Genomic DNA, 23,661 nt, shown 5'->3' with positions numbered 1-23,661 from the left:
GTTGCACAAAGGGCCGGGTGTCCTCTACAAAAAGGAGCGACGACACCCGTGCACGGAGGGCCCGATGAGCCGTTACCCGCATCTGATGACCCCGCTCGACCTGGGCTTCACCACCTTGCCCAACCGCGTGCTCATGGGCTCCATGCACGTCGGCCTGGAGGAGGCCGAGCGCGGCTTCGAGCGAATGGCGGCGTTCTACGCGGCCCGCGCCCGCGGCGGAGTCGGCCTCATCGTCACCGGCGGCATCGCGCCCAACGACGAGGGCCGGCCGTACGAGGGCGGCGCGAGGCTCACCACGGAGGCGGAGGCCGAGCAGCACCGGGCCGTCACCGAGGCCGTGCACCGCGAGGGCGGCCGGATCGCGATGCAGATCCTGCACTTCGGGCGGTACGCCTACCACCAGGACCTCGTCGCGCCGAGCCCGCTGCAGGCGCCGATCAGCCCCTTCGTGCCGCGCGAGATGACCGACGCCGACATCGAGCGGACCATCGACGACTACGCCCGCGCCGCCCGCCTCGCCCGGCAGGCCGGCTACGACGGCGTGGAGATCATGGGCTCCGAGGGCTACCTCGTCAACGAGTTCATCGCCCTGCAGACCAACCGGCGCACCGACCGCTGGGGCGGCTCCTACGAGAACCGGATGCGGTTCCCCGTCGAGATCGTCAAGCGGGTGCGTGAAGCCGTCGGCGAGGACTTCATCGTCATCTACCGGCTGTCCATGCTGGACCTGGTCCCCGGCGGCTCGTCGCTGGAGGAGGTCGTCACCCTCGCCCGGAAGATCGAGGCCGCCGGGGCGACGATCATCAACACCGGCATCGGCTGGCACGAGGCCCGCATCCCCACCATCGCCACCTCGGTGCCGCGCGGCGCCTACACCTGGGTCACCAAGAAGCTCATGGGCGAGGTGTCCGTGCCGCTGGTGACCACCAACCGCATCAACACTCCCGAACTCGCGGAGGAGTTGCTGGCCGGCGGCTTCGCCGACATGGTGTCGATGGCTCGCCCGATGCTTGCCGACCCCGACTTCGTCGCCAAGGCCGCCGCCGGCACGCCCGAGGCCATCAACACCTGCATCGGCTGCAACCAGGCCTGCCTCGACCACACCTTCAGCGGGAAGATCACCTCCTGCCTGGTCAATCCGCGCGCCTGCCACGAGACCGAGCTGGTGCTCTCCCCGACCCGGCTGAAGAAGCGCGTCGCCGTCGTCGGCGCGGGACCGGCCGGCCTCGCCTGCGCGGTGAGCGCCGCCGAACGCGGCCACGAGGTCACGCTCTTCGACGCCGCGAGCGAGATCGGCGGCCAGCTCAACGTGGCCCGCAAGGTGCCCGGCAAGCAGGAGTTCGACGAGACGCTGCGCTACTTCCGCCACCAGCTCGACACCCGCGGCGTCGACGTACGCCTCGGCACCTGGGTCACCGTCGAGACCGTCACCGGCTATGACGAGGTCGTCGTCGCCACCGGCGTCACCCCGCGCACCCCCGACATCCCCGGTGTGGACCACCCGCGCGTCGTCGGCTACCTGGACGTGCTGCGCGACGGCGCGCCCGTCGGCGAGCGGGTCGCCATCCTCGGCGCCGGCGGCATCGGCTTCGACGTCGCCGAGTACCTCACCGACAGCGGCGACAAGGCGAGCGAGGACCCGGCGACGTACTTCCGCGGCTGGGGCGTCGACCTGGGCTACCGGGCGCCGGGCGGCCTGGCCGCGCCCGAGCGGCCCGCCCCGCCCCGCCAGGTCCACCTGCTGCAGCGCAAGACCACCAAGGTCGGCGCGGGCCTCGGCAAGACCACCGGCTGGATCCACCGCACCGAGCTGAAGCACCGCGGCGTGACCATGGTCCCGGGCGTGCGCTACGACCGGATCGACGACGCCGGGCTGCACATCACCGTCGGCGAGGAGAGCACGGTCCTCGAGGTCGACACCGTCGTGCTGTGCACCGGCCAGGAGCCGCGCCGCGACCTGTACGAGGAGCTGGCCGCCGCCGGCCACAGCGTCCATCTGATCGGCGGTGCGGACGTCGCGGCCGAACTGGACGCCAAGCGGGCCGTCAAGCAGGGCACGGAGCTGGCGGCGGCGCTGTAGGGCCGCCCCGGCACGTCCCTAGGATGAGCCCATGTCACTCCCGCACGCGATCCTCACCGCCCTGCTGGAAAAGCCGTCGTCGGGACTGGAACTGACCCGCCGGTTCGACAAGTCGATCGGCTACTTCTGGTCCGCGACGCACCAGCAGATCTATCGTGAGCTGGGGAAGCTGGAGGCCGACGGTCTCATCCGCACACTGCCGGCCGAACAGCCGGCCCGCGGGCAGAAGAAGAGCTACGAGGTGCTGCCCGCGGGCCGTGCCGAACTGGCCCGCTGGACCGCCGCCGCTCAGGACCCCAAGCCGCTGCGGGACACGCTCCTGCTGCGGCTGCGGGCCTCGGCGGTGGTCGGCACCGCGGGCCTTGAAGCGGATCTGCGCCGCCATCTGGAGCTGCACCGGCGGCAGTTGGCCGAGTACCAGGAGATCGAGGAGCGCGACTTCCCGCCGGACCGGGACACCCCCGAGGACCGGCTGCGCCACCTCGTGCTGCGGGCCGGCATCGACCTGGAGACCTTCTGGACCCAGTGGCTCGGCCACGCCCTGGCCCAGTTCGCCGACCTGCCCGACGCCGACTGACGCCTGCCCGGCCGCAACGGCCGCTCGGTGCTGGTCCGGCTGCCCGATGCCGGTCCGGCTGCTCAGAGGTGGTACGGCTTCGAGCGGCGGCGCAGGAACCAGCCCGTGGCGATCACTCCGGTGCTGACCAGGGCCGCGCCGATGCCCAGTGTCAGCGGGCCGTAGTCCCGGGCGGCACCGCCCAGACCGCCCATCACGCCCCGGGACGGCGCAGGCGAGTACGTCGACGAGGTCGTCGGCGCCGAGGACGACGAGACGGTCACCGACTGGGTGCCCGCCGTGCTGCCGCTGGAGCAGACCACAACCACCGTGTACGTCCCCGGGCTCACCTTCGACCAGGCCGCGGACTGGCTGACGGACGTGCCCGTCAGGGCCGTCTGCCGTCCCTGGGCGAAGTTCGCCTGCCGGCTGGTCAGCAGTGCCGCGTTGCCCCAGCTGCCGTTGATCTCGGAGCACGCGCTGGTGACGACCGAGACGCCGGAGCCGGTGGCGCTGACGGAGATGCCCGAGGCCGCGGCGGACGGCCGGGCGAGGGCGGACCCGAGCGTGGCGGTGGCCGCCAGCGTCAGACCGGCGCGGAGGAGAAGTCGCGAGGTGTGCATGGGCTGGCCTCCGGCGGCACGGTCGGCGGTACGTCCCGTGCGCCGCCGAAGGTCGGAAACGTCCGTGCTGCCTGGGCAGCAGCCAACGCGGCCAGGTGCGGGCCCGCAGCCGGGGGGCACCCGGTCGGGTGACGGCTTCCTTCGTGCGGCGCAGGGGACATGCCCGGGGGGTGCGGGCCTCAGCGGCCCGTGGTCACCGTCCGTTCGGCCGACCAGCCGCCCCATGTGCCGTCCGGCAGCCGGGCCCGTAGCCGCACCCGGTGGCCCATCCCGGCGCTGGTGCCGGTGTAGAAGCTGTAGCTCGCCCGACCGGGCGGGGGCGTGCCGCCCCACACCAACGAGGTGGCCACCCTGCCGTCGAGCTGGATCCGGTACTCGGTGATCACCCCGTCCGTACGCGGCGGGTCCCAGGCCAGGTCGATGTAGTAGGCGCCGCCCGCCCGGTGGGTCGTGGCGGTGAAGCCGGTGGGCGCGATGTTCCGGCCGTCGTCGGTGCCCGGGGTGGTGAGGCGGACCGGGGCGCTCGCGGGGGAGAGGTTGTCGGCCGCGTCCCGGGCCCGGACCGTGAAGACGTATGAGGTGCCGGGGCGCAGCCCGGTGACCACCGTCGCCGTCTGACCGCCGCCGACGGTGTGGATCCTCGCCCCGCCCTGGTAGACGTCGTACGACTGCACGCCCCGGTCGTCCCGGGACGCACCCCAGGACAGCTGGACCGCGCGGCTGCCCACGATCCGCCCGGCGGGCGCGGACGGCGGGGTCGGCGCCGAGCGGTCCGCCGTCACCCTGGCCGGTGTCCGCGCCCGCACCGCCTGGCTCGGCGGGCCGAGGCGCCCGGCGCCGTCCCGGGCCCGCACGGTGAAGGCGTACACGGTGGACGGCCTGAGCCTGGTGACGTCCACCATGTGCTGCGAACCCGGCACTTCGGCTGCCTTCGTGGTGCCGCGATATACCTCATAGGTGCGGACACCGGGGGAGCCGGCCACCGCGTTCCACATCACGTGCACGCTCGACGCGCTGCCCGCCTGCGCGGTGACCCCGGTGGGAGCACCGGGTGCCCGGCCGTCCTCGCCGTCGTCGGCCCGGCTCCAGCCGCAGGACGCGACCAGCAGCAGGGCCGTGCAGACCACGGCGAGCGGCAGGGGTACGCGTCGCATGGCTCTGCCTCTCGGGAGACGGCATCGGCGTCACGCAAAGGTCCGGACCAATATGCCCGGCGGGTGCGGCGGCGGCAAGAGGGCCGCGCGGCCGACGGGCCCCGCATGGGTGACCAACCGGGGGTGTTCCGTATGCTGAGGCTCCCTACGGCTGAACTGCCCGCGAGGACAGGGGAGTTCATGCCGACGGCGCGGACACGCTGTCGTCGCCGGAACCGCGCCGACGCGGGTGGCCGGGGGGTCCGGGCAGGCTCCGTCCCGGATCCCCGGCCCCTGCTGTCCCGACCTGTGCGGCCAAGGGGCCCGGGCAGGCTCCGTCCCGGATCCCCGGGCTGTCCCGACCTGTGCGGCTGTCCCTCACGGGGCGTCAGAAGCGTGCTCCATCCGGCCCTTTGGGAGCGGTCCGCACGGCCTGGGGCGCGGGCCGGCACCACAGTGGGCTGGATGTCCGCCCGTCCCCGACGAGAGGGTCCCCCATCGTGCGTGTCCCATCGCTGACGCTGGCCGCGGCCGGTGCAGCCCTGCTCACCCCGGCCGCACTGCCCGGCCCGGCCGCCGCCGTTCCGCCGCGGGAGGGACCCCCGGCCCGGAGCGAGGGCGCCGTCGTCGCGGCCGACCTGCTGACCAGGGTGGGCGCGTGCCACCAGATCTCCCGGGGGCGCTATCGCACCGACGCCGGCCGCCCGAGGACCGTCCGGGTGTGCGGCACGCGGGATGCCGTGTTCTGGAAGGCCGACCTGGACATCGACTGCGACGGACAGGTCACCGCCCGCTGCAACCCCCGTACCGACCCCGGGTTCGCCGCCGCCACCGCCTTCCCGCAGTCCGACGGCCGCGATCTGAATGCGGCGTCACTGCCCTACATCGTCGTCCCGGCCCCGAGCCGGACCTGGAACCCGCGCGACTTCGGTGTGCGGGGCGGCTGCGTCGCCGCCGTCGTCTACCGCGGCCGGGTGCAGTACGCGGTGGTCGGTGACACCGGCCCGCGCGACGTCATCGGTGAGGCGTCCTACGCCACCGCCCGGGGTCTTGGCATCAGCGCCGACCCCCGCGACGGCGGAGCACCCTCCGGCGTCACCTACATCGTCTTCAAGGATTTCCGCGTGCACCCCATCGAGGAGCATGCGGCGGCGGTGGCGGCGGGGCAGCGACTGGCCCGGCTGTTCGCCGCAGACCGGTGACCGCCACCGCTCCCGCCGCCCGCGGCCGTCACACCTTGCGGTAGCCGTACGCCTCCGCCGCCGCGGCCTCCACGGCGTCCAGATCGGCGCCCGTGGCGGCGGTGACCACCGCGGCCACCGCACCCTCGAGGAAGGGCGCGTCCACCAGCCGGGCGCCGTCCGGAAGTTCGTCGCCCTCGGCGAGCAGCGCCTTCACGGTCAGGACGGCGCTGCCGAGGTCGGTGAGCACCGCGACCCCGGCGCCCCGGTCCACCGAGGCCGCCGCGGCGCAGATCAGCTCGGCGCTGGTGCCCAGTCCGCCGCCGTCGGTGCCGCCCGCCGGGGCCACCGGCACCTCCGGGGCCCCGCCCGCGAGCCCCTTCGCCAACTCCGCGACCGCGGCGGCCACCTGCGCGCTGTGCGAGACCAGCACGATCCCGACCCGTTTCTCCTCACTCACGGGTCAGCCCTCCGCCGCCGCTTCCAGCCCGGCGATCAGCAGCGCCGAGGAGGTCGCCCCCGGGTCCTGGTGGCCGATGCTGCGCTCGCCGAGATAACTCGCCCGGCCCTTGCGGGCCTGGAGCGGGATGGTGGCCTCGGCACCCTGCTCGGCGGCCTGCCGCGCCGCGGCGAAGCCGTCCCCGAGCGCGTTCACGGCCGGTTCCAGGGCGTCGATCATGGTCTTGTCACCGGCGACCGCCCCGCCGAGCTTCTTCACCCCTTCCACACCGTCCCGCAGCGCCGCGGCGAACTGCTCCACACCGACCTCGGCGGCTTCGCCGAGAGCCTTGCCGGTCCGGCGCAGCAGGGTGCCGTACAGCGGTCCGGAGGCTCCGCCGACCGTGGAGATCAGCTGCCGCCCGGCCAGGACCAGTACGGCACCGGGGGTGTCCGGCGCCTCCGTCTCCAGCGCGGCCATCACGGCGGCGAAGCCGCGGTGCAGGTTGCTGCCGTGGTCGGCGTCCCCGATGGGCGAGTCGAGTTGGGTGAGCCGCTCCGCCTCACGGTCGACGGACGCGGCGGTCGCCGCCATCCAGCGGCGGAAGAAGTCGGCGTCGAGCACAGGATCTCCTTGCGTGGTAGGGGCCTGATCGGCGTGGCGAGGATGCGGACCGGCATGTCCGCCGTATCACATTCCCCAGCGCAGCGCCGGGGTCTTCACCGGCGCGTCCCACAGCCGCAGCAGCTCCTCGTCGATCTGGCACAGCGTCACCGAGGCGCCGGCCATGTCCAGGGACGTCACATAGTTGCCGACCAGCGTGCGGGCCACGGCGACCCCGCGCTCGGCGAGCACCCGCTGCACCTCGGCGTTGAAGCCGAACAGCTCCAGCAGCGGGGTGGCGCCCATGCCGTTGACCAGGACGAGCACGGGATCGCGCGGGGGCATGTCCTCCAGGATCGCGTTCACGGCGAAGTCGGCGATCTCCCCGGAGGTCATCATCGGCCGCCGCTCCCGGCCCGGTTCGCCATGGATGCCGACGCCCAACTCCAGCTCGCCGTCCGGAAGATCGAAGGTCGGGCTCCCCTTCGCCGGGGTCGTACAGGCGCTGAGGGCCACGCCGAAGCTGCGGGAGTTCGCGTTCACCTGCCGCCCGATGGCCTCCACGCGCTCCAGCGGCTGCCCCTCGGCCGCGGCGGCGCCCGCGATCTTCTCCACGAACAACGTCGCGCCGGTGCCGCGCCGGCCGGCCGTGTAGAGGCTGTCGGTGACGGCCACGTCGTCGTTCACGAGCACCTTGGCGACCTGGATGCCCTCGTCCTGCGCCAGTTCGGCCGCCATGTCGAAGTTCAGCACGTCACCGGTGTAGTTCTTCACGATGAACAACACCCCGGCGCCGCTGTCCACGGCGGCGGCGGCGCGGGCCATCTGGTCCGGCACCGGTGAGGTGAACACCTCTCCGGGACAGGCGGCGGACAGCATGCCGGGGCCCACGAATCCTCCGTGCAGCGGCTCGTGCCCCGAGCCGCCGCCCGACACCAGCGCGACCTGCCCGGCCACGGGAGCGTCCCGACGGACGATCACCCGGTGTTCCACGTCCACGGTCAGGTCGGGATACGCGGCCGCCATCCCGCGCAGCGCGTCCGCCACGACGGTCTCCGGCACGTTGATCAGCATCCTCATCGATGTCTCCTCGAGAGCGTTGCACTGGGGCGCATGACCTGCGTCTTTGCAGGTCACCGGCGCGGAACACGGGTCTTGATCCCAACGGTCCGGTGCGGTCGGGGGCGGGTCGTGGCGGTGCTTTTGCGGACTCGTTGCTGACTTCGCTGACGGGATACCAGGTCTTGACCGCTGCCTTGCCGGGGTGACCGTCCGTCCTCGTCTACCCGCAGTATCGACCTTGCGGAAGTGAAGGTCACCTGTGATCCTCACCTTTCACGGTACGCAGCGATCGGCGGGGGCGGTGCTCGCGCCTGCCCACGGCCGACGAACTGCGCGCCCTGCCGGGCGATCTCGCGACCGGCGCCGCGACGGGCAGGCCACCCTGGGTTGCGGAGGCCGGCTCTGTGCCCGCATATGGGGGGTGTGGCGTGGTGGGTGGTGGCCGACCGCAACCGCGTGCGCGGGAGGTGCGCATGTCCGTGCAGGTCCCCGGTCGGATGCGGCCCGTGACACGCTGGGCGGCGTGGTTGCGCGACCACGATCCGGATCTCGCGGCGACGAGGCGGGCCGGGCGGACCGCGCTGGTGATGCCGGCGCTCTTCGCGCTGTGCACTCAGGTGCTCCACTCGTCGACGATGGCGAGTTTCGCCGCGTTCGGATCCTTCTCCATGCTGCTCCTGGTCGACTTCAGCGGCCCGATGGTGCAGCGGCTGCGGGCGCAGGCGGGGCTCGCGGTCGCCTGGGCGGTGCTGATCTGCCTGGGGACGCTGGTGGCACCGGTGACCTGGCTCGCCGTCGTCTCGACCCTGCTGGTCGGCTTCACGGTCCTGTTCGCCGGTGTCGTCAGCTCCGTCCTGGCGGGCAGCGCGACCGCGCTCCTGCTGGCGTTCGTCCTGCCCGTCACCGCCCCCGTACCGCTGGCGCAGCTGCCCGGCCGCCTCGCGGGCGCCGGGCTGGCGGCAGGGGCGGCGCTGGCGGCCGTGTGCCTGCTGTGGCCGCGCCCCGTCGACGACGCGCTCAGCGAGCCCGCGGCCCGCGTCTGCCGTGCCGCCGCCGCACACCTGCGCACGGACGCCTCCGGCCTGGGCGGGCAGGGCCCCGCGGCCGACCTCGCGCAGCGCCGGGCGGCAGCCGACCGTACCGCCGACGCCACCGCGGACCTGCGGCAGGCGTTCGACACCACCCCCTACCGTCCCACCGGCCTGTCCATGACGTCCCGCGCCCTGGTCCGCCTGGTCGACGAGCTGACCTGGCTGAGCACCATCCTGGCGGACCGGCCCGCGTACACCGACGAGCCTCCGGCCTGCGACCCGGCCGCGCGCACGGTGCGCCTCGCCGCCGCCGACGTCCTCGACCACGCCGCCGAGCTCCTCACGGACCTCCGCCGGGACGTCGGTCCGATGGGTGCCGCCATGACCGGACTGCGGGCGACCATGAACGGGATGGAGAAGAGTTCCACGGTCCGGCTGCCCGCCTACCACCCGGTCGGCGACAGCGCGACGGAGATCTACGGGTTCATCGCCACGCTCGACCTCTCCTTCCGCGCCCAGGAGCTGGGGTTCGCCGTCCTGCAGATCGCCGGCAACGTCGAACTGGCCGCCACCGCATGGCAACGGCACTGGCGCGACCGGCTCCTCGGCCGGGAACCCGGTGCGCTGACCGAGCCGCTGGCCTCGGCGCGCGAACGGGCCGCGGCGCACCTCGGGCTCCACTCGGTGTGGCTGCGCAACAGCCTGCGCGGAGCCGCCGGCCTCGGTATCGCCGTGCTGCTGGCCTACCTGACCGGCGTGCAGCACTCCTTCTGGGTGCTGCTCGGCACCCTGTCCGTGCTGCGCTCCAACGCGCTCAGCACGGGCCAGAACGCGCTGCGCGCCGTCCTCGGCACCGTGGTCGGCTCCTTCGTCGGCGCCGGACTGCTGTACCTGGTCGGGCACCACGGCACCGTCCTGTGGTTCGTGCTCCCCCTCGCCATTCTGGTGGCCGGTATCGCCCCCGCGGCCATCTCCTTCGCCGCGGGGCAGGCCGCCTTCACCGTGACGCTCGTCGTGCTGTTCAACATCGGCCAGAACCCCGACTGGCACATCGTCCTGCTCCGTGTGCAGGACATCGCCCTGGGCTGTGCCGTGAGCATCGTCGTCGCGCTGTTCTTCTGGCCGCGCGGCGCAGGGTCCGAGGTACGCACGGCACTCGCGGAGGCCTACACCGACAGCGCCCGCTATCTCACCGGCGCCGTGGACTACGCCCTGCGCCACTGCATCTGTGCGGCACCCGGCAGTGAACCGGTGCAGCTGAACCGCGAGGCAGCGGCCTCCGCCCGCCGGCTCGACGACGCCTTCCGGACCTACCTGGCCGAACGCGGCGCCAAGCCCGTGTCGCTGGCGGACGCGACCACACTCGTCACGGGCGTGGCCGCCCTGCGGTTGGCCGCCGACGCCGTCGTCTCCCTGTGGCGGGACTGCGGGCCGGTGCGCTCGGGCACCGACCAGACCGATGCCCACCGTGCCATCCTCGGCGACGCGTCCCGCGTCGCGGAGTGGTACCGCGGCCTCGCGGCGAGTCTGGGCCGTGACGAGCCCCTCCCGGCCCCCGTCCGGCTCCGTCCCGAGTCCGCCGCGCGGCTCGTGGAGTCCGTCCGTACGGACCTCGTCGACGGACGGGGCCAGGCCACCGCCACCGCCGTCCGCCTCATCTGGACCGGTGACCACGTCGATGTCGCCCGACGTCTCCAGCTCAGCCTTGCCGAGGCGGCGAGGCAGAGCGCCATCCGCTGACCTGCCGACAGCGCCTGCCGTGCGTGCGGCTCGGGTGCTGACCGCGCTTCGCGCGCGCCCTGGCCCACGCAGCCGTTGTCACCGTGCTGAGCGTGGCCGTCGAGGCCTGGTGGAGCGCGGAGTTGCCGCCGCTCTGCGCGCGCCTGAGCGCAGATGTCGCGGTGGCGCGAGGCGTACGGCCGTTTCCTCACCTCCACCTCCATCTCCACCTCCTCTGCAAGTCCGCCGGCCTGTCGGTCTGCCGTGGAGAGTCGCGTCGGCGGGCCGCGCGCCGGGAGTCTGCCTCGCGCGCACGGGTGCACGCCGGTTGCCGACAACGGTGCGCGGGCGGACGCTGGGTGACCCCTTGGAAACCGCTCTAGCGTGGAGGTTCCCTGTGCCTGGTGGTGTGGCGAAGTGGTTTGATTCCTACCGGGGTTGGGGCCTCATCGCCAGGGGCGGCGGCAGTGAGGCCGTCACCCGGAAGCCGGCTGTTGGAGATGACGCGGCACGCCCTGAGTGGCCAGTGGGTAGGGCCGACGGCGATGCGGTGGACCCCTGCCCCTGGTGCGATCGGATGCGGGAGGCCGATGCCGCGGACCGGCAAACCCCCCTGCGCGCCACCAGCGACCTTTTCCGCGAGGACCCGCTGGTCTGACCAGGCCCGGAGCAGGGATGCCCCCGCGGCGCGCAGCCACGATGGCCCACGCCGTGGGGCGTCCCCTCGTCGCGGTGCACGACCGCCGCTCTCCTGAGGAGGGGTCCGCCGGACGCCAACTCCGCTGTTGGTTGCACGAGTCGACCATCCGCCGGGCCCGCCCAACGCCGCCGTGCCGTCGAGCCCGTCCCCCGGTCGGCGCCGTACCTCACCCGTACGGTGGCGTACCGGGCGGAGGCGCACGGGCGCGACACGCCCGGGGAAAATCGTTGCATCGCGGGGACGCGCGGAGCACAGTGAAGCCCCGGTCAAGACGCGGCTGGCTGATCCTTCCCGACTCAGGAAGCCCGATCCCATGGACAACGGTCAGCCGTCGCCTGCCCGCGCCCGCCGTCGCGGCTCGAGCCTGCTGTTCCTGCAGGCCCTGCACGAGCGGCGGCCCGAGGTCGGCGGGCTCAGCGTCCTGAAAGCATCGGGCACGGTCGACGCCGCCAACGCCATGGAGTTCTCCGAGGTGCTCGCCGCACACATCGCACACGCCGACCAGGCCGGCGAACACCCCGTGCTGGACATGACCGAGATGTACCTCGCCTGCGCCGCCGCGGTACGTTCCCTGGACCGGGCGACCGGCAGCCTGGCCTTCTCCGGCCGCGCCCTGCCCGTCGTACAGCCCCGTCCGCAGATCCGGGAGGCGCTGCGGACCGCGGGCCTGCCCGGCGTACGCGTACATGCCACGATGGCGTCCGCCCTGAACACCCTGGAGGCCCACCGAGACGCACTGGACACGGGAAGAGGCCCCCTGACGACCCTACGACGAGCGGGCCCATGAGCCGGCCGTCCGACCCGGGAACGGGTCAGGCCGCGCCTTGCGGGCAGGGGCCGTCCGCGGGTCAGGTCGCGCCTACCGGGCGGGGGTCTTCCGGCGGTCAGGGTGCGTCTTGCGGGCAGGACTCGTCCGTCGGTCAGGCTGCGCCTGTCGGGCGAGGTGTGGCTGTTGGGCGGGATGTGCCTGGTGGGCCGGGCTCCTCGGTCGGGTGGCCTGTGCCGGTGGAGGGGGACTCTTCTGCCGGGCGGGTTGTGCCTGTTGGGGAGGGCGCTTCGGTCGGTCGGGCTGCGCCCGTCGGCCAAGGACCTTTCCTCTGGCGGGCTACATTCCTGGACCAGGACCCTTCCGGCGTGCAGGCCCCGGCAGTCGGGGAGGCTTCTGCTGCCGTGCGCGCGTCGGTGGCTGCGCAGGTTCCCGCCGTCGAACCTGCCCAGCCTGCCGAGCGGACCCGGCCCGCTGTGCAGGCTTCAGCGACCGAGCAGGGCCTGCACCTCACGCAGACTTCGCCTGCCACACCGGCTGCCCGACCCGCGGGGATGGCTTCGTCGGCCGCACCGGTCCAGCCTGCCGCACCGGTCCAGCCGGCCGGGGCGGTCCAGCCGGCCGAGCCGACTCGGCCTCCCACGCCGGTCCGGCCCTCCGCCCCAGCTCAGCCCTCCACGTCGGTCCGGCCCGTCGTCTGGGCTCAGCTCGCCACATCGGCCCAGCCCCCCGCATCCCCTCAATCCGCCGGGTCGGTTCAGCCTCCCGCCCCGTCTCAGCCTGCCGCCCCGACTCATCCCCTCGGCCAGACTCGACCCGCCGCATCGCCAGAACCCGTTGCGTCGGCCGGGCCCTCCGCCCTGACTCGGCCCTCCGCCCCCACTCGGTCCGCCAGGTCGCCCCAACCCGCCGCCCCGGCCCCGCGACGCGTGCCGTTCCCGCTCGTCATCGAGTCGTCCGTCGTCGAGGGGCTGCTGTCCGAGAAGGCGCTGCTGCTGCGTATGTCCGGCAGTCTCGCCGCCGAGGGCGCCGAGGGCGCCGAGGCCTGGGCCGCGGAGCTGTGCGGCCATCTGGCCCAGGCGGACCTCGCCGGGCTGCGGCCCGTCCTCGACATGGCTCATGTGCAGCTCGGCGGTGCCGCCGTGCTGCGCGCGCTCAGCGAGACGACCCGGGCACGCGCCGGGCGCCCGGACCTGATCATCGTCCGGGCCCGGCCCGGGGTGCGCGAGGCGGTGCACCTCGCCCGGCTGGACGGCGTACGGCTTTTCGCCACCCTTGACGAGGCGCTGCACGAGCTGGCCCGAGCCGCCACCCGCACGGCGGAACTGCCCGCCTGGCGGTCGCAGGTGGCGGACCCCCTACGGCCCAGCTACGAGGATCTGCGCAAGGAGGTCCGCGCGCTGCGTGCCCGGGTGCGCACCGCCCCGGTCATCGGTATGGCACAGGGCCTGATCATGGTGCGCTACGGCCTGCCGGCCTCCGGCGGCGCCTTCCGGGTGCTGCGCGAGGTCTCGCAGCGGTTCAACGTGCCGTTGCGCGTTCTCGCCTCCGCCGTGGTGGTGGCCCGGCCCCCGGACGGCGCGGTGTGGTTCCCGGGCCGCCGCCCCCTGCCCGTCCCGCCGCTGCGGATCCTGGCCCGCGACGGCCGCGACCCCCGCTACCGGCGGCAGATGATCGATGCCGTGCTGTATGAGGCCCTCGCCGCCGGTCAGGCGCCCGCCGGGTACGTGCGGTGCGTCGACCCGGCCGTGAACGCGCTGGTGCTGGAGTCCCACCACGGCTGTGCGGATACGTTTCTTGACCATCTGGTGCGCGATGGGGACGAAGGTACGGCCGACGCGATCGCCCGGCTGCGCGGACGCCGGGTGAGTGTGCCCGACGTGGCTGCCGGCAGCCTGCTCTCCGAGGAGTCCCGGCACGTCCTGCTGGCCACCGGTACCCGCGCCCTGCAGAGCGTCCCCGTCCTGTCCTCGGCCGGCCCCTGCACCGGTGTGCTCACCCTGCTCTGGCCCGATGCCGGGCACCGCCCGACCGCCGATCGCACCGAGGCCCTCGGCCTGCTGGCCTCCGAGACGGCGGCCTGGCTGAGCTGGTACCACCGTTCGGTCCTCCTCGACGCCCTCGAACACCTCCACCGGCTCCTCACCGGGGGCAAGACCACCTCGGACGCCCCTGGTGCCCCTGGTGCCTCGGACACCTCGGACGCCTCGGACCCGCGGACGACGGACGCCCCGCCACGGCACTCCTAGACGAGTCGTTCCGCATGCTGATGGTGCCGGCACTCTCGCACTGCCGCGTTCGGTCTTCACGACGTGATGGGGGCGGGCCCCGAGCCCCGCCCCCGTGCGACAGGCGTCAGCCGACGAGCCGTTCGAACCGCCAGTGCTGAGCCGAAGAGCCGTTGGCGGGCTTCAGCTCGACGTGATCGCCGACGGCGGTCCAGACCGAGGCCTGACCCCGCTTGCTGATGGTGAAGGCCCCGTCGTCTGCCCGCTGGACCACCCAGACCGAACCGCCGGAGTCGAAGTCCGAGGTGCCGAGCACCCGGCCGTCCCGGTCCGTGGCCCAGAATCCGGTCCCGACGTCCCGGATGGCATACCCGCCCACGCAGGGCGTGACGGTCCACCTCTCGTAGACGGACGCGAAGTGATCGTCGAGCAGGACATCCGTCGCGAAGGAACGGCTACGCTCTGCCGTATGCGGATCTCCGTCTCCTCCGACATGGACGAACCCGTCGCCCGGCTCCTCCTCGCCGAGCTGGGGGAACGCGGCCACGAGGTGCGTACGCACGGTGCGCTGCGGGCCGGGTCCGACCCCCAGTGGGCGGTCTGCTCGCAGGCGGCGGCCCGCGACGTGGCCGACGGCGCCGCCGACCAGGCGGTGGTGTGCTGCTGGACCGGCACGGGTGCGTCCATCGCGGCCAACAAGGTGCGCGGCGTTCGCGCTGCCCTGTGCACGGACGCGGTGACGGCGGACGGTGCCCGCCGCTGGAACGACGCCAACGTCCTCGCCCTGAGCCTGCGCCTGACCTCGGGGCCGGTACTGAAGGAGATCCTCGACGCCTGGTTCGCCGCCGAGCCCAGCCAGGACCCCGAGGACCGGCAGAACGTGGCCCGCGTCGGCCGCCTGGACGCCGCCCGGGAGGGCTCTTAGCGGGCTCCGAAGGGGTGGCGTACAGGGACCGGCGCGGGCCGGGGTGTTTGTGACGAACGGGTGTCGGCGCCGATCGGGGCGATCAGCGGGCGGATCGTGATATCCGTGGCTGGACCGTGGACCGTGGACCGTGGACCGTGGACCGGTGCTGGGTGGGCGACCGGATGGCCGTACGGCGACTGGTGGCCGATCGGGACCAGGTGGCCGGATCGGGATTCACCGGCGGGGGCGAGGGGGCATCGCCGGACCGAGGGTCAGTGCGCGCCCAGTCCGCCGCCGCCGAACGAGCCGCTGGACCCCCTGCTCCAGCGCGGGCGGTCCTTCGACTCGCTCGGCCTGGTGTCCATGTTGCTCAGCTCGTACGGGGTGAGCGGGCGACCGCCCTTGGGGATCACGGGAACCTCCTGGGACTCCCTGTTCTCCCGGACTTCGCCCACCGGCCCGTCAGGCGGAAGCGTGGGCTGTTCCTCCGGGCGGGGCCGGGGGGACTCGCGGTACTTCACTCGGGAGTTCAACCAGAAGCCGCCGGCGAGAAGCGCCAGGACACCCACGGCCACGATGAACAGGACGAGGCTCATGAGGCCGCTCGCTGCGGCCAGCTGCGTCGATGCGGTACTCATAGGACAGGAATACCCCGCTCAAACCCGGACGAACCGGACGCAATGCGTAACAGGCGATGGACGGACGGCGACATCGCCGCTCGTCGACCGGGTCGGTGCAATTCGTTGCGGACGCGTCATTCCCTATTTCTGAAACACGTTCTACGGTGTGCGCCGTCAGGACCGCCCTTGGGGAGCCTGGAGGCGCCGTGCATCTCGACCACACGCCCGAGCAGCAGCGACTGCGCGCGGAGCTGCGCGCCTACTTCGCCGAGCTGGTTCCGGACAACGCGTACGCCCGGTACGCCGATCCAGCCGCACAGAAGCGGTTCTACCGCGACACCATCCGACGGCTCGGTACGGACGGCTGGCTGGGCGTGGGCTGGCCGAAGGAGTACGGCGGGCGCGGCATGACGGCGATGGAGCAGTTCATCTTCTTCGACGAGGCCGCGCAGGCCGGTGTCCCCCTGCCGCTCATGGCGCTGAACACGGTCGGTCCCACGCTCATGCGGTTCGGCACCGAGGAGCAGAAGGCGCACTTCCTGCCACGCGTCCTCCGCGGCGAGATCGACTTCGCGATCGGCTACAGCGAGCCCGACGCCGGGACCGACCTGGCGGCCCTCAAGACCCGGGCCGTACGCGAGGGCGACGAGTATGTGGTCAACGGGCAGAAGATCTGGACGACGAACGGCGACACCGCGGACTGGGTGTGGCTGGCCACCCGTACCGACCCCACCGCCCCGCCGCACAAGGGCATCACCATGCTGCTGGTGCCGACCTCCGACCCGGGCTACTCCTGCACGGTGATCAACACGCTCGCCTCCCACGACACCACCGCGAGCTACTACGAGAACATCCGTGTCCCCGTCTCCCGGCGCGTCGGCGAGGAGAACCAGGGCTGGCGGCTGATCACCAACCAGCTCAACCACGAACGCGTCACCCTCGCCGCGCACGGCACCATGGCCGTCCGCGCCCTGTACGACGTCCAGCGCTGGGCGCGGGAGACCAAGCTGGCCGACGGCCGCCGGGTCGCCGACCTGCCCTGGGTGCGCCGGCTGCTCGCCCGCACCCACACCCGGCTCGACGCGCTGAAGCTGCTGAACTGGCAGATGGTCACGGCCGTCCAGGAGGGCACGCTCACCCCGCAGGACGCCTCCGCCGTGAAGGTCTACGGCTCCGAGGCGCGCCGCGACGCCTACGCCTGGCTCATGGAGATCGTCGGCGCGGCAGGACCCCTGAAGGAGGGCTCGGCGGGCGCCGTGCTGCACGGCGAACTGGAGCGCGGTTACCGTTCGGCGGTCATCTTCACCTTCGGCGGCGGCAACAACGAGATCCAGCGCGAGATCATCTCCTGGATCGGTCTGGGGATGCCGAGGGTACGGCGCTAGCCCGCTGCGACCCACGGTCTTCGACAGTTCCCGGGCCGACCTGACGCAGGCGCAAGCCGGTGGCCGTCGCCGCGTCGGCCACCGCCTTCTGTGTCGGACCTCGGCTCTTCAACTCTCCGACAGCACGAGCGTGCACGTCTCGCCCGGCGCGATGGTCACCGCGCGCCCGGCCAGCACCACGCGGATCGGTGACTCCTCCGAGTCGGGCACGCTGATCTCCAACTCCCCTTTCCGATGCCGTACACCGACGCCCCAGTGCCCGCGGTACTGCACCGTGAATCCGTATTCGGAGAGCGCGGGCAGAGGCACCGGGTCCAGCCACAGGGCGTCCTCACGTGTCTCCAGGCCCGTCAGGCCGCGCTGGACGAGGTCCAGGGTCCCGGCCATGGCGCCGAGGTGGATGCCCTCACCGGTGGTGCCGCCCTGGATGTCCGCGATGTCCGCCTCCAGCGCCTCGTGCACGCACTGCCAGGCCTCGGCCCGTCTGGCTCTGGCGAGGACCAGGCCGTGCACCAGCTGGCTGAGGGTGGAGCCGTGGCTGGTACGCCGCAGGTAGTAGTCCACGGTTCGGTGCCAGACGTCGTCGTCGAGGTCGTAGCCGAGACGTGCGAACAACTGCCGCAGCTCGGCGGGTGAGAACAGGTGGCCGAGCATGAGGACGTCGGCCTGTTTGGACGCCTTGTAGCGGTTGACCGAGTCGCCCTCCGCCTCGAGGATCCGGTCCAGCCGTCGGATGCTGCGGTAGCGGGCACGGTAGGCGTCCCAGTCCAGCTCGGCCAGGTCGTCGTAGCCCTCGAACTGACTGATGACGCCCTGGTGGAACGGCACCCGCAAGCGGCGGGAGACGTCCTCCCAGCCGGGCAGCTCGTCCGCGTCCAGCCGCACCCGGTCGAACAGTTCCGCACGCCGCCACGCGGGAAGGCGCCGCAGGAGTTCCAGGGTGCGGGTGAGGACCCAGGCTGCGGTCACGTTCGTGTACGCGTTGTCGTCGAGCCCGGGCCGGGCGGCTCCCGGGTAGCTGTCGTGGTATTCGTCGGGGCCGACCGCACCGCGGATCCGGTAGCGGCCCGTGTCCGGGTCGAGGACGGCGAGATCCGCCCAGAAGCGCGCGATCTGCAGCAGCATCTCCGCGCCCCTGGTGTACAGGTAGTCCGTGTCGCCCGTCGCCTCGCAGTACTGCCAGACGTTGTAGGCGATCGCCGAACCCACGTGGTGCTGGAGCCGTGAGTGGTCCGGCAGCCAGCGGCCCGAAGCGGGGTTGAGATGCCATTCCTGCGCTTCCTCACGGCCGTTGCTGCCGCTCTGCCACGGGTACATCGCTCCGGCCCGGCCGCCCGCGCCTGCCGCCGAGCAGGCCCGCGGGAGGCGTCGGTAGCGATAGTCCAGCAGTGCTCTGGAGACTTCCGGGAAGTGCAGGTTGAGGTACGGCAGGACGAACAGCTCCTCCCAGAAGACATGGCCCCGGTACGCCTCGCCGTGCAACCCCCGGGCCGGGACGCCCACGTCCAGGTCCGCCGTGTGCGGCGACAGCGTCTGCAGGACGTGGAAGAGGTGGAAGCGCAGGATGCGGCCCGCCTCGCCGGGCACCTGGATGTCCACGCGCCGCCACAGCCGCTCCCACGCGGCCAGGTGCGAATCCAGCAGGGCGGGAAAGTCCGTCGCGACGGACACCCTGTCGACGGCTTCGCCGAGCGGGTCGCTGATCGCCGTGTCCCGTGAGGTGTGCACCGCCACGGTCTTGTCCACGGTGACGGGCCGGCCGGGAGCGATCGGGACGACCAGGCGGTGGACGGCACGGTGGCGGACCGGACTCAACACCGATGAGGACGGAGCCTGGTCGGACACGACCGTCGTCCGGGCGGCGAGAGCGACGGAGATGTCCGACGTGCTGGTCCGGCAGCTCAGCCAGACCGTGTGGGGCTCCCGCGCGCCGGTCCGTACGCGGGTCACATGGCGGCGGTTGAGCGCCCGGTAACGGTGCACATTGCCGTTGATCACCTCGCCGTCGAGGGAGCTTTCGATCTCGATCTCTCCCGACCAGCCCTCGGCCGTGAAGACGGTGCGCAGCGCCGCCAGGTGGGGATCGCCCATGTGAACCAGCCGGGTCTGTTCGACGCCCAGCACACCCGTCTCGTCGTGGCGGTGGCGGAAGGACCGGGTGAGCGTGCCGCGCCGCAGATCCAGGACGTGCCGGTGGTCCAGCAGGGCGTGCGTGCCGGGGGACAACCACGCGCCCCATGCTCCCTCGGCTCGGCGCAGGCGGAACCGCAGTAGCAGCCAGTTCGGGAGGTTGACCAGGTCCTCGTTCACCACCTGCCGCCCCGCCACGGTGGACTCCACGCGGTCGTAGCACCCAGCCGCGTACGTGCCCGGGTAGTGCACGAGCCCGGCGCGGTGTTCCGGCAGCGCGCCGCGCGTGGCGAAGTACCCGTTGCCCAGCGTGCACAGCGCCTCACGTAGCTGCTCGGTGGCGGGGTCGTAGCCGGTCCACTCCCATGTCCACTCCGACATCCGTCACCTGCCCCTCTCCTGCGGACACCGCGCGGGCCCGGTTGCGTGCGGCGGTCCTCAGACCGGCTGGGGGACCACGGCGACCGGACACCGCGCGTGGTGCAGCAGGGTGTGGGCGATCCTGCCGAGTTGCAGACCGAAGTGCCCGTGCCGGCGCTGCGCACCTACGACGATCAGGTCGGCCTCGGCCGTCGCGTCCAGCAGGACGCGGTGGGCGGGGCCCTCCACCACATGCCGGCGGATCTCGACCTCGGGGTGCTCCCGTACCGCCGCACGCAGTGCTTCGTCCAGGCCGGTCGAGGCCTGCTCCTCGCGCAGCCGGGCGGCGTCGTCGGCGATCAGTATGTGGTCCACGGGCTCTGCCGTCGGAGTACGCCAGGCCCGCACCGCCGTCAGGGCGCACCCCCGTACCTCGGCCTCGCGCACGGCGAACCGCACGGCGCCCGCACCCCCGCTCCGGGCCCCTGCCCCTACGACGACCCGGTCCCGTGCCCCCTCGTGGCGTTCCCACAAGGAGGCGTGGACCAGACGCAACGGCAGCCCGTGGCGTGCTGTCTCGTCGGCCGCCCAGTCGACCGCCTGCAGGCTGGAGTCCGATCCGCCGACCCCCACGACCAGCGGACGTTCCATCGCCACCACCGCCCTTCTGCGTCCGGACGCCCCGAGGCCCTTTGTGAACACCGTCGCACCGTCCGCGAACCGTCGCGACACGCCGTCCCCGCCTGCCGGCAGCCTCCGGCCGTCTTGTGTGTGTGGGGGCGGGCCGCGCGGCGCCCCGGACCGGGACGCGGCGTGACGTGACGTGACGTACTAGTGATCGGCCGGAGTGATCCGGCGGCCCGTGAGGCTCGTGGGCCGGATCGACACCCACATCTCGCGGTCCCCGCCCGCCCAGGATGTGGTGTGCGCGCGCCGGGTGAGGCCGCGCGCGGTCGCAGGATCGGTCACCACGTTCGCGGGGCCCACGGCGAGGACGCTCCACCCCCGGCTCAGGGCGTCGTCCACGTGGTCGAGCTCGAAGGCGACCTCGGTTGCGGCGGCGGCCGCCGCCGGCACGGAGCCGGGCGGCGTCCGAAAGACGATGGCGTCGTCGACGACCTCGTAATGGACCGGGAGGACCGCCGGGCGGCTCTCGGGCGTCGACACCGCGACGCGCCCCACGCCGTGCGTGGAGAGCCGGGTGCGGCATTCCTCCGGGCTGAGGTCCTGCAGCCGGGGGTGCAGCAGTGCCTGGCCCTGACCGGGCGGGAGATCGATGCCTCCGCCACGGAGCGCGGCGACCGTGGTGCCGAGCGCGTCGGCCGGCCTGATGAGGGTGGCCGTACCGGGGGCGGAGGGCCGTTCCTCCAGGTACGCCAGGTAGTCGGGTGACATCCGGGCCCGGCCCGCCGTCTCCCGCCTGCTGAGTCGTTGCCTGCGGCGTTCGGCGGCCATCCGCCGGCCGATGTCGCCGGGACTCCCGGCTGCATCCAACCTGCCACGCGGAACGCACCGCCGCACGGGGCGGCCGCCGGTGCCGCCCTTCGCGTCCGCCATGGTGCACACGGGCCGTCCAGCCACCTCCCGGATGCCGGGCCGGTGCGGCGCCCTGCCCTGGATGCCGCCTTCGGTGGCCTCCCGCAGTAGGTGACCGAGTCCCTGCAGGGTCATCGAACTCACCAGCAGGACAGTCTGCTTGACGTGGCGTCAGCGAAGCGGTGAGGTGCCTCGGGGTCAGGCGGTCGGCCGTCGGCAGGTCGCCGGCCGGGCCCCAGGTCCTCCCACTGCCGAACGACAGAGGCCTTCGGGTACAGGGGCCGAAGGGGCCCCGGCACCGGCGTCGGCCCGGAGAGCCGACAACGAGCCGCCCCCTCCTCCCGTGGCCTCACACCTGGGGGACGACGGCGACAGGACATGGTGCGTGATGCAGCAGCGCATGGTTGATCAAGCCCAGTTGCAGGCCCGGATGCCCGAGGCGTCGCCGGGCACCCACGACGAGCAGATCCGCCGTCGACGCGGCCTCCAGCAGGGCCGGGCGCGCAGCGTCCTCGACCAGCCGGCGGCTCACGTCGGCGTCCGGATATCCTGCGGCAGGGCGGCGCAGCGCGTCGTCGAGGACCTGCGCCGGCGGGCGCCGGTGGGCCTCCAGGAACCACGACGGTGCCTGCGCGGTCGTGCAGGCACCGGACGGTGCGCTCCAGGCGTGTACCGCCACGAGCCGACAACTGCGCACATGGGCCTCGCGGAACGCGAAGTCCACGGCTGTGCCGCTGCCCTCCCCGTCCTGGACGCCGACGACGACGCTCCCGAACCGGGCATCGAGATGCTCCACGGTGCCGCGGACCACCACGACGGGGCAGTCGGCCCGCGCCGCGACGGCGAGGCTGACCGAGCCCAGCAGCAGACCGGAAAGGTCTCCGAGCCCGCGGTCTGCCAGCACCAGGGCGAAGGCGTTGCGCCCCTTGTCGACCAGGGCGGCGGCCGCGTCCTCGTGCGTCACCTCGCCGGACAGTCGTACGGACGGAGCGCTCGCGCCGGCCCGCGCCGAGGCGGCAGCGATCACGTCGGACGTCTCCCGCTCGCCGGCAGCGGCGTGCAGGAGCAGGAGCGGGACGTCGTGGCGGACCGCCTCGGCGGCGGCCCAGTCGACCGCCTCCAGACTCGCCTCGGATCCGTCGACGCCCACCACCAGGGGAATCGTCACGGCCCCTGTCTCCTCTCGTGCCGCACACCACGGCTTTGGTCCCTCCACCACGGGTCGCTTCCAGCTTCTTACGAGACCGGGGCCGCTGCCACGCCGTGTTGCCCGGGAGTACCGCGGGGGTGACCGTGGAGGAGGGGGAGCGAGGGAGTCACTACCGTGCGAGCACTCGTCTACCACGGCCCGGCACAGACCTCCTGGGACACCGTCCCGGACCCTGTGATCGAGGACGCGGCCGACGCGATCGTACGTGTCGACGCCACCACCGTCTGCGGCAGTGATCTGCACATCCGGCGCGGGCACTTTCCGGAGGTGAAGCCGGGGACCGTCCTCGGCCACGAGGCCGTCGGCGAAGTGGTGGACATCGGTGCCGATGTCCACCACCTGCGCCCCGGCGACCAGGTGATCGTGTCGTCCGTGTCGGCCTGCGGTGGTTGCCCGCAGTGCCGTGCCGCCAGGTACGGCCAGTGCCACGGGGGCGGCGGATGGATCCTGGGGAGCCTGATCAACGGGACCCAGGCCCAGTGGGTGCGGGTGCCCTTCGCCGAGCACTCCACCACACGACGTCCCTCGGACCTCTCCCTCGACGATGCGGTGCTGCTCGCAGAACTCCTCCCGACTGCCTACGAGGTGGGAGTGCGCAACGGACACGTGGGTCCGGGAGACACCGTCGTGGTGGTGGGCGCGGGCCCCGTCGGACTCGCCGTCGCCCTCCTCGCACGGCTCTACTCGCCCCGCCGGATCATCGTCGTGGATCCGGCCGGTGCCCGGTTGCAGGCCGCTGCCCGCCTCGGGGCGGATGTCACCGCGTCGCCGGGGAAGATGATCGCCGACCTGTCCGAGGGGCCGGGAGCCGACGTGGTCGTCGAGGCGTCGGGCGACCCGGAAGGCTTCGTGCTGTGCACGCGCGTCGTGCGCACGGGCGGGCACATCGCCAACGTAGGCATGCACGGCACGCCGGTGACGCTCCATCTCGAGTCCCTGTGGCGCAAGAACGTGACGATCAGCACGGGGCAGGTGGACACATCGTCCATGCCGTGGCTGCTGGAGGTGATGAGGTTCGGACACCTGCCGGCTTCCCGGCTGGTCACCCACACCTTCGGCCTCGGCCGTATGGAGGAGGCCTACGAGGTGTTCGCGCACGGCGCCACGACAGGAGCCCTCAAGGTCGTGCTGCACCGAGAGTGACATCGCCCATGGCGTCGAGCCGGTGCACCTGTGCCGACAGATGGGGCGGCCCCGCCAAAGGCAGTGGGGAACACGACACTTTCCCGGCGGTGAGTTCCGCCACCGTGGTCGCCGGCGGTGGCCACGTGGCCACCGCCATCGGTGTGTGGTGGGCTGCCGGCCGCCGTTGCCCCGGCCAGTGGACCCGCGAGAGGGGGCGGGTGGGGCCCGGCCGGGTGACGCGCTACGGCCGCTGAACGGCGCAAGCGT

At 72.9% G+C, this 23,661-nt stretch carries 21 protein-coding genes; 10 read left to right on the top strand and 11 right to left on the bottom strand.

Translation table 11 applies throughout. The annotated features are described in order from the left end of the window. Positions 1–64: 64 nt before the first annotated feature. Together GQF42_RS06445 and GQF42_RS06440 are read left to right on the top strand one after the other, a co-directional pair. Positions 65–2,080 carry an NADPH-dependent 2,4-dienoyl-CoA reductase gene (locus tag GQF42_RS06445; RefSeq protein WP_158918498.1) on the top strand — a complete coding sequence of 672 codons (2,016 nt, stop codon included), beginning with the start codon at positions 65–67 and terminating at the stop codon, positions 2,078–2,080. 31 nt (positions 2,081–2,111) lie between these two features. Next, positions 2,112–2,657 carry a PadR family transcriptional regulator gene (locus GQF42_RS06440; protein ID WP_158918496.1) on the top strand — a complete coding sequence of 182 codons (546 nt, stop codon included), beginning with the start codon at positions 2,112–2,114 and terminating at the stop codon, positions 2,655–2,657. Between the two features lie 62 nt (positions 2,658–2,719). Here GQF42_RS06440 and GQF42_RS06435 read toward each other — a convergent pair whose 3' ends face one another. Together GQF42_RS06435 and GQF42_RS06430 are read right to left on the bottom strand one after the other, a co-directional pair. Then, positions 2,720–3,259, bottom strand: coding sequence for a hypothetical protein (locus GQF42_RS06435; RefSeq protein ID WP_158918494.1), 540 nt, complete (start codon positions 3,257–3,259; stop codon positions 2,720–2,722). Positions 3,260–3,438: 179 nt separating this feature from the next. Continuing rightward, a complete protein-coding gene (locus tag GQF42_RS06430; protein WP_158918492.1) occupies positions 3,439–4,413 on the bottom strand; it encodes a fibronectin type III domain-containing protein in 975 nt (324 codons plus the stop codon). Between the two features lie 479 nt (positions 4,414–4,892). Between GQF42_RS06430 and GQF42_RS06425 the strand changes: the two genes are divergently transcribed. Then, the gene (locus GQF42_RS06425) at positions 4,893–5,594 is read left to right on the top strand and encodes a glycoside hydrolase family 75 protein (RefSeq protein WP_158918490.1); all 702 of its coding nucleotides are present in this window, start codon (positions 4,893–4,895) and stop codon (positions 5,592–5,594) included. A 28-nt stretch (positions 5,595–5,622) separates the two neighbouring features. On the opposite strand, the gene GQF42_RS06420 is transcribed toward GQF42_RS06425, so the two are convergent. From GQF42_RS06420 to dhaK, 3 genes are all read right to left on the bottom strand, one after another. Beyond that, positions 5,623–6,033 carry a PTS-dependent dihydroxyacetone kinase phosphotransferase subunit DhaM gene (locus tag GQF42_RS06420; protein ID WP_158918488.1) on the bottom strand — a complete coding sequence of 137 codons (411 nt, stop codon included), beginning with the start codon at positions 6,031–6,033 and terminating at the stop codon, positions 5,623–5,625. 3 nt (positions 6,034–6,036) lie between these two features. Continuing rightward, positions 6,037–6,636, bottom strand: a complete 600-nt coding sequence (gene dhaL / locus GQF42_RS06415) for a dihydroxyacetone kinase subunit DhaL (RefSeq protein WP_158918486.1) — start codon at positions 6,634–6,636, stop codon at positions 6,037–6,039. Positions 6,637–6,702: 66 nt separating this feature from the next. Further along, positions 6,703–7,695 (bottom strand): dihydroxyacetone kinase subunit DhaK, encoded by a 993-nt coding sequence (gene dhaK, locus GQF42_RS06410; protein WP_158918484.1) that lies wholly within the window; start codon positions 7,693–7,695, stop codon positions 6,703–6,705. A gap of 455 nt (positions 7,696–8,150) precedes the next feature. On the opposite strand from dhaK, the gene GQF42_RS06405 reads away from it, so the two are divergent. The 3 genes from GQF42_RS06405 (at position 8,151) to GQF42_RS06395 (ending at position 14,142) form a co-directional block, all read left to right on the top strand. Then, positions 8,151–10,448 carry an FUSC family protein gene (locus tag GQF42_RS06405; protein ID WP_233273267.1) on the top strand — a complete coding sequence of 766 codons (2,298 nt, stop codon included), beginning with the start codon at positions 8,151–8,153 and terminating at the stop codon, positions 10,446–10,448. A 992-nt stretch (positions 10,449–11,440) separates the two neighbouring features. Continuing rightward, complete coding sequence (locus GQF42_RS06400) at positions 11,441–11,914, top strand: STAS domain-containing protein (protein ID WP_199272586.1); 474 nt, start codon at positions 11,441–11,443, stop codon at positions 11,912–11,914. Positions 11,915–12,822: 908 nt separating this feature from the next. Continuing rightward, on the top strand, positions 12,823–14,142 hold the full coding sequence (locus GQF42_RS06395) for an ANTAR domain-containing protein (RefSeq protein WP_233273266.1): 1,320 nt from the start codon (positions 12,823–12,825) through the stop codon (positions 14,140–14,142). Positions 14,143–14,248: 106 nt separating this feature from the next. Here the strand turns inward: GQF42_RS06395 and GQF42_RS06390 are convergent, their stop codons facing one another. Beyond that, positions 14,249–14,500, bottom strand: coding sequence for a hypothetical protein (locus GQF42_RS06390; RefSeq protein ID WP_158918482.1), 252 nt, complete (start codon positions 14,498–14,500; stop codon positions 14,249–14,251). Between the two features lie 90 nt (positions 14,501–14,590). On the opposite strand from GQF42_RS06390, the gene GQF42_RS06385 reads away from it, so the two are divergent. Continuing rightward, the gene (locus GQF42_RS06385; RefSeq protein WP_158918480.1) at positions 14,591–15,046 is read left to right on the top strand and encodes an RpiB/LacA/LacB family sugar-phosphate isomerase; all 456 of its coding nucleotides are present in this window, start codon (positions 14,591–14,593) and stop codon (positions 15,044–15,046) included. Positions 15,047–15,300: 254 nt separating this feature from the next. On the opposite strand, the gene GQF42_RS06380 is transcribed toward GQF42_RS06385, so the two are convergent. Then, the gene (locus tag GQF42_RS06380) at positions 15,301–15,666 is read right to left on the bottom strand and encodes a DUF6479 family protein (RefSeq protein ID WP_158918478.1); all 366 of its coding nucleotides are present in this window, start codon (positions 15,664–15,666) and stop codon (positions 15,301–15,303) included. Between the two features lie 188 nt (positions 15,667–15,854). On the opposite strand from GQF42_RS06380, the gene GQF42_RS06375 reads away from it, so the two are divergent. Then, positions 15,855–17,033 carry an acyl-CoA dehydrogenase family protein gene (locus GQF42_RS06375; protein WP_158918476.1) on the top strand — a complete coding sequence of 393 codons (1,179 nt, stop codon included), beginning with the start codon at positions 15,855–15,857 and terminating at the stop codon, positions 17,031–17,033. Between the two features lie 108 nt (positions 17,034–17,141). Here GQF42_RS06375 and GQF42_RS06370 read toward each other — a convergent pair whose 3' ends face one another. The 4 genes from GQF42_RS06370 to GQF42_RS06355 form a co-directional block, all read right to left on the bottom strand. After that, entirely contained in the window at positions 17,142–19,544 is a 2,403-nt protein-coding gene (locus GQF42_RS06370) for a glycoside hydrolase family 65 protein (protein ID WP_158918474.1), read from the bottom strand. A 57-nt stretch (positions 19,545–19,601) separates the two neighbouring features. Further along, positions 19,602–20,174, bottom strand: coding sequence for a universal stress protein (locus GQF42_RS06365; RefSeq protein ID WP_158918472.1), 573 nt, complete (start codon positions 20,172–20,174; stop codon positions 19,602–19,604). A gap of 180 nt (positions 20,175–20,354) precedes the next feature. Then, the gene (locus tag GQF42_RS06360; protein WP_158918470.1) at positions 20,355–21,194 is read right to left on the bottom strand and encodes a pyridoxamine 5'-phosphate oxidase family protein; all 840 of its coding nucleotides are present in this window, start codon (positions 21,192–21,194) and stop codon (positions 20,355–20,357) included. A 214-nt stretch (positions 21,195–21,408) separates the two neighbouring features. Continuing rightward, positions 21,409–22,227: a universal stress protein gene (locus GQF42_RS06355; RefSeq protein WP_158918468.1), complete on the bottom strand. Its 819-nt coding sequence runs from the start codon at positions 22,225–22,227 to the stop codon at positions 21,409–21,411. A 156-nt stretch (positions 22,228–22,383) separates the two neighbouring features. Here GQF42_RS06355 and GQF42_RS06350 point away from each other — a divergent pair, with 156 nt between their 5' ends. Next, a complete protein-coding gene (locus GQF42_RS06350) occupies positions 22,384–23,412 on the top strand; it encodes an alcohol dehydrogenase catalytic domain-containing protein (RefSeq protein WP_158918466.1) in 1,029 nt (342 codons plus the stop codon). An 89-nt stretch (positions 23,413–23,501) separates the two neighbouring features. Beyond that, positions 23,502–23,648: a hypothetical protein gene (locus GQF42_RS06345; RefSeq protein WP_158918464.1), complete on the top strand. Its 147-nt coding sequence runs from the start codon at positions 23,502–23,504 to the stop codon at positions 23,646–23,648. Positions 23,649–23,661: the final 13 nt, after the last annotated feature.

Source organism: Streptomyces broussonetiae (assembly GCF_009796285.1).
In the GTDB taxonomy this organism is placed as follows: Bacteria; Actinomycetota; Actinomycetes; order Streptomycetales; family Streptomycetaceae; genus Streptomyces; species Streptomyces broussonetiae.
Note: the sequence above shows the minus strand (reverse complement) of the source record. Positions and strands in the feature narration are given on the sequence as shown.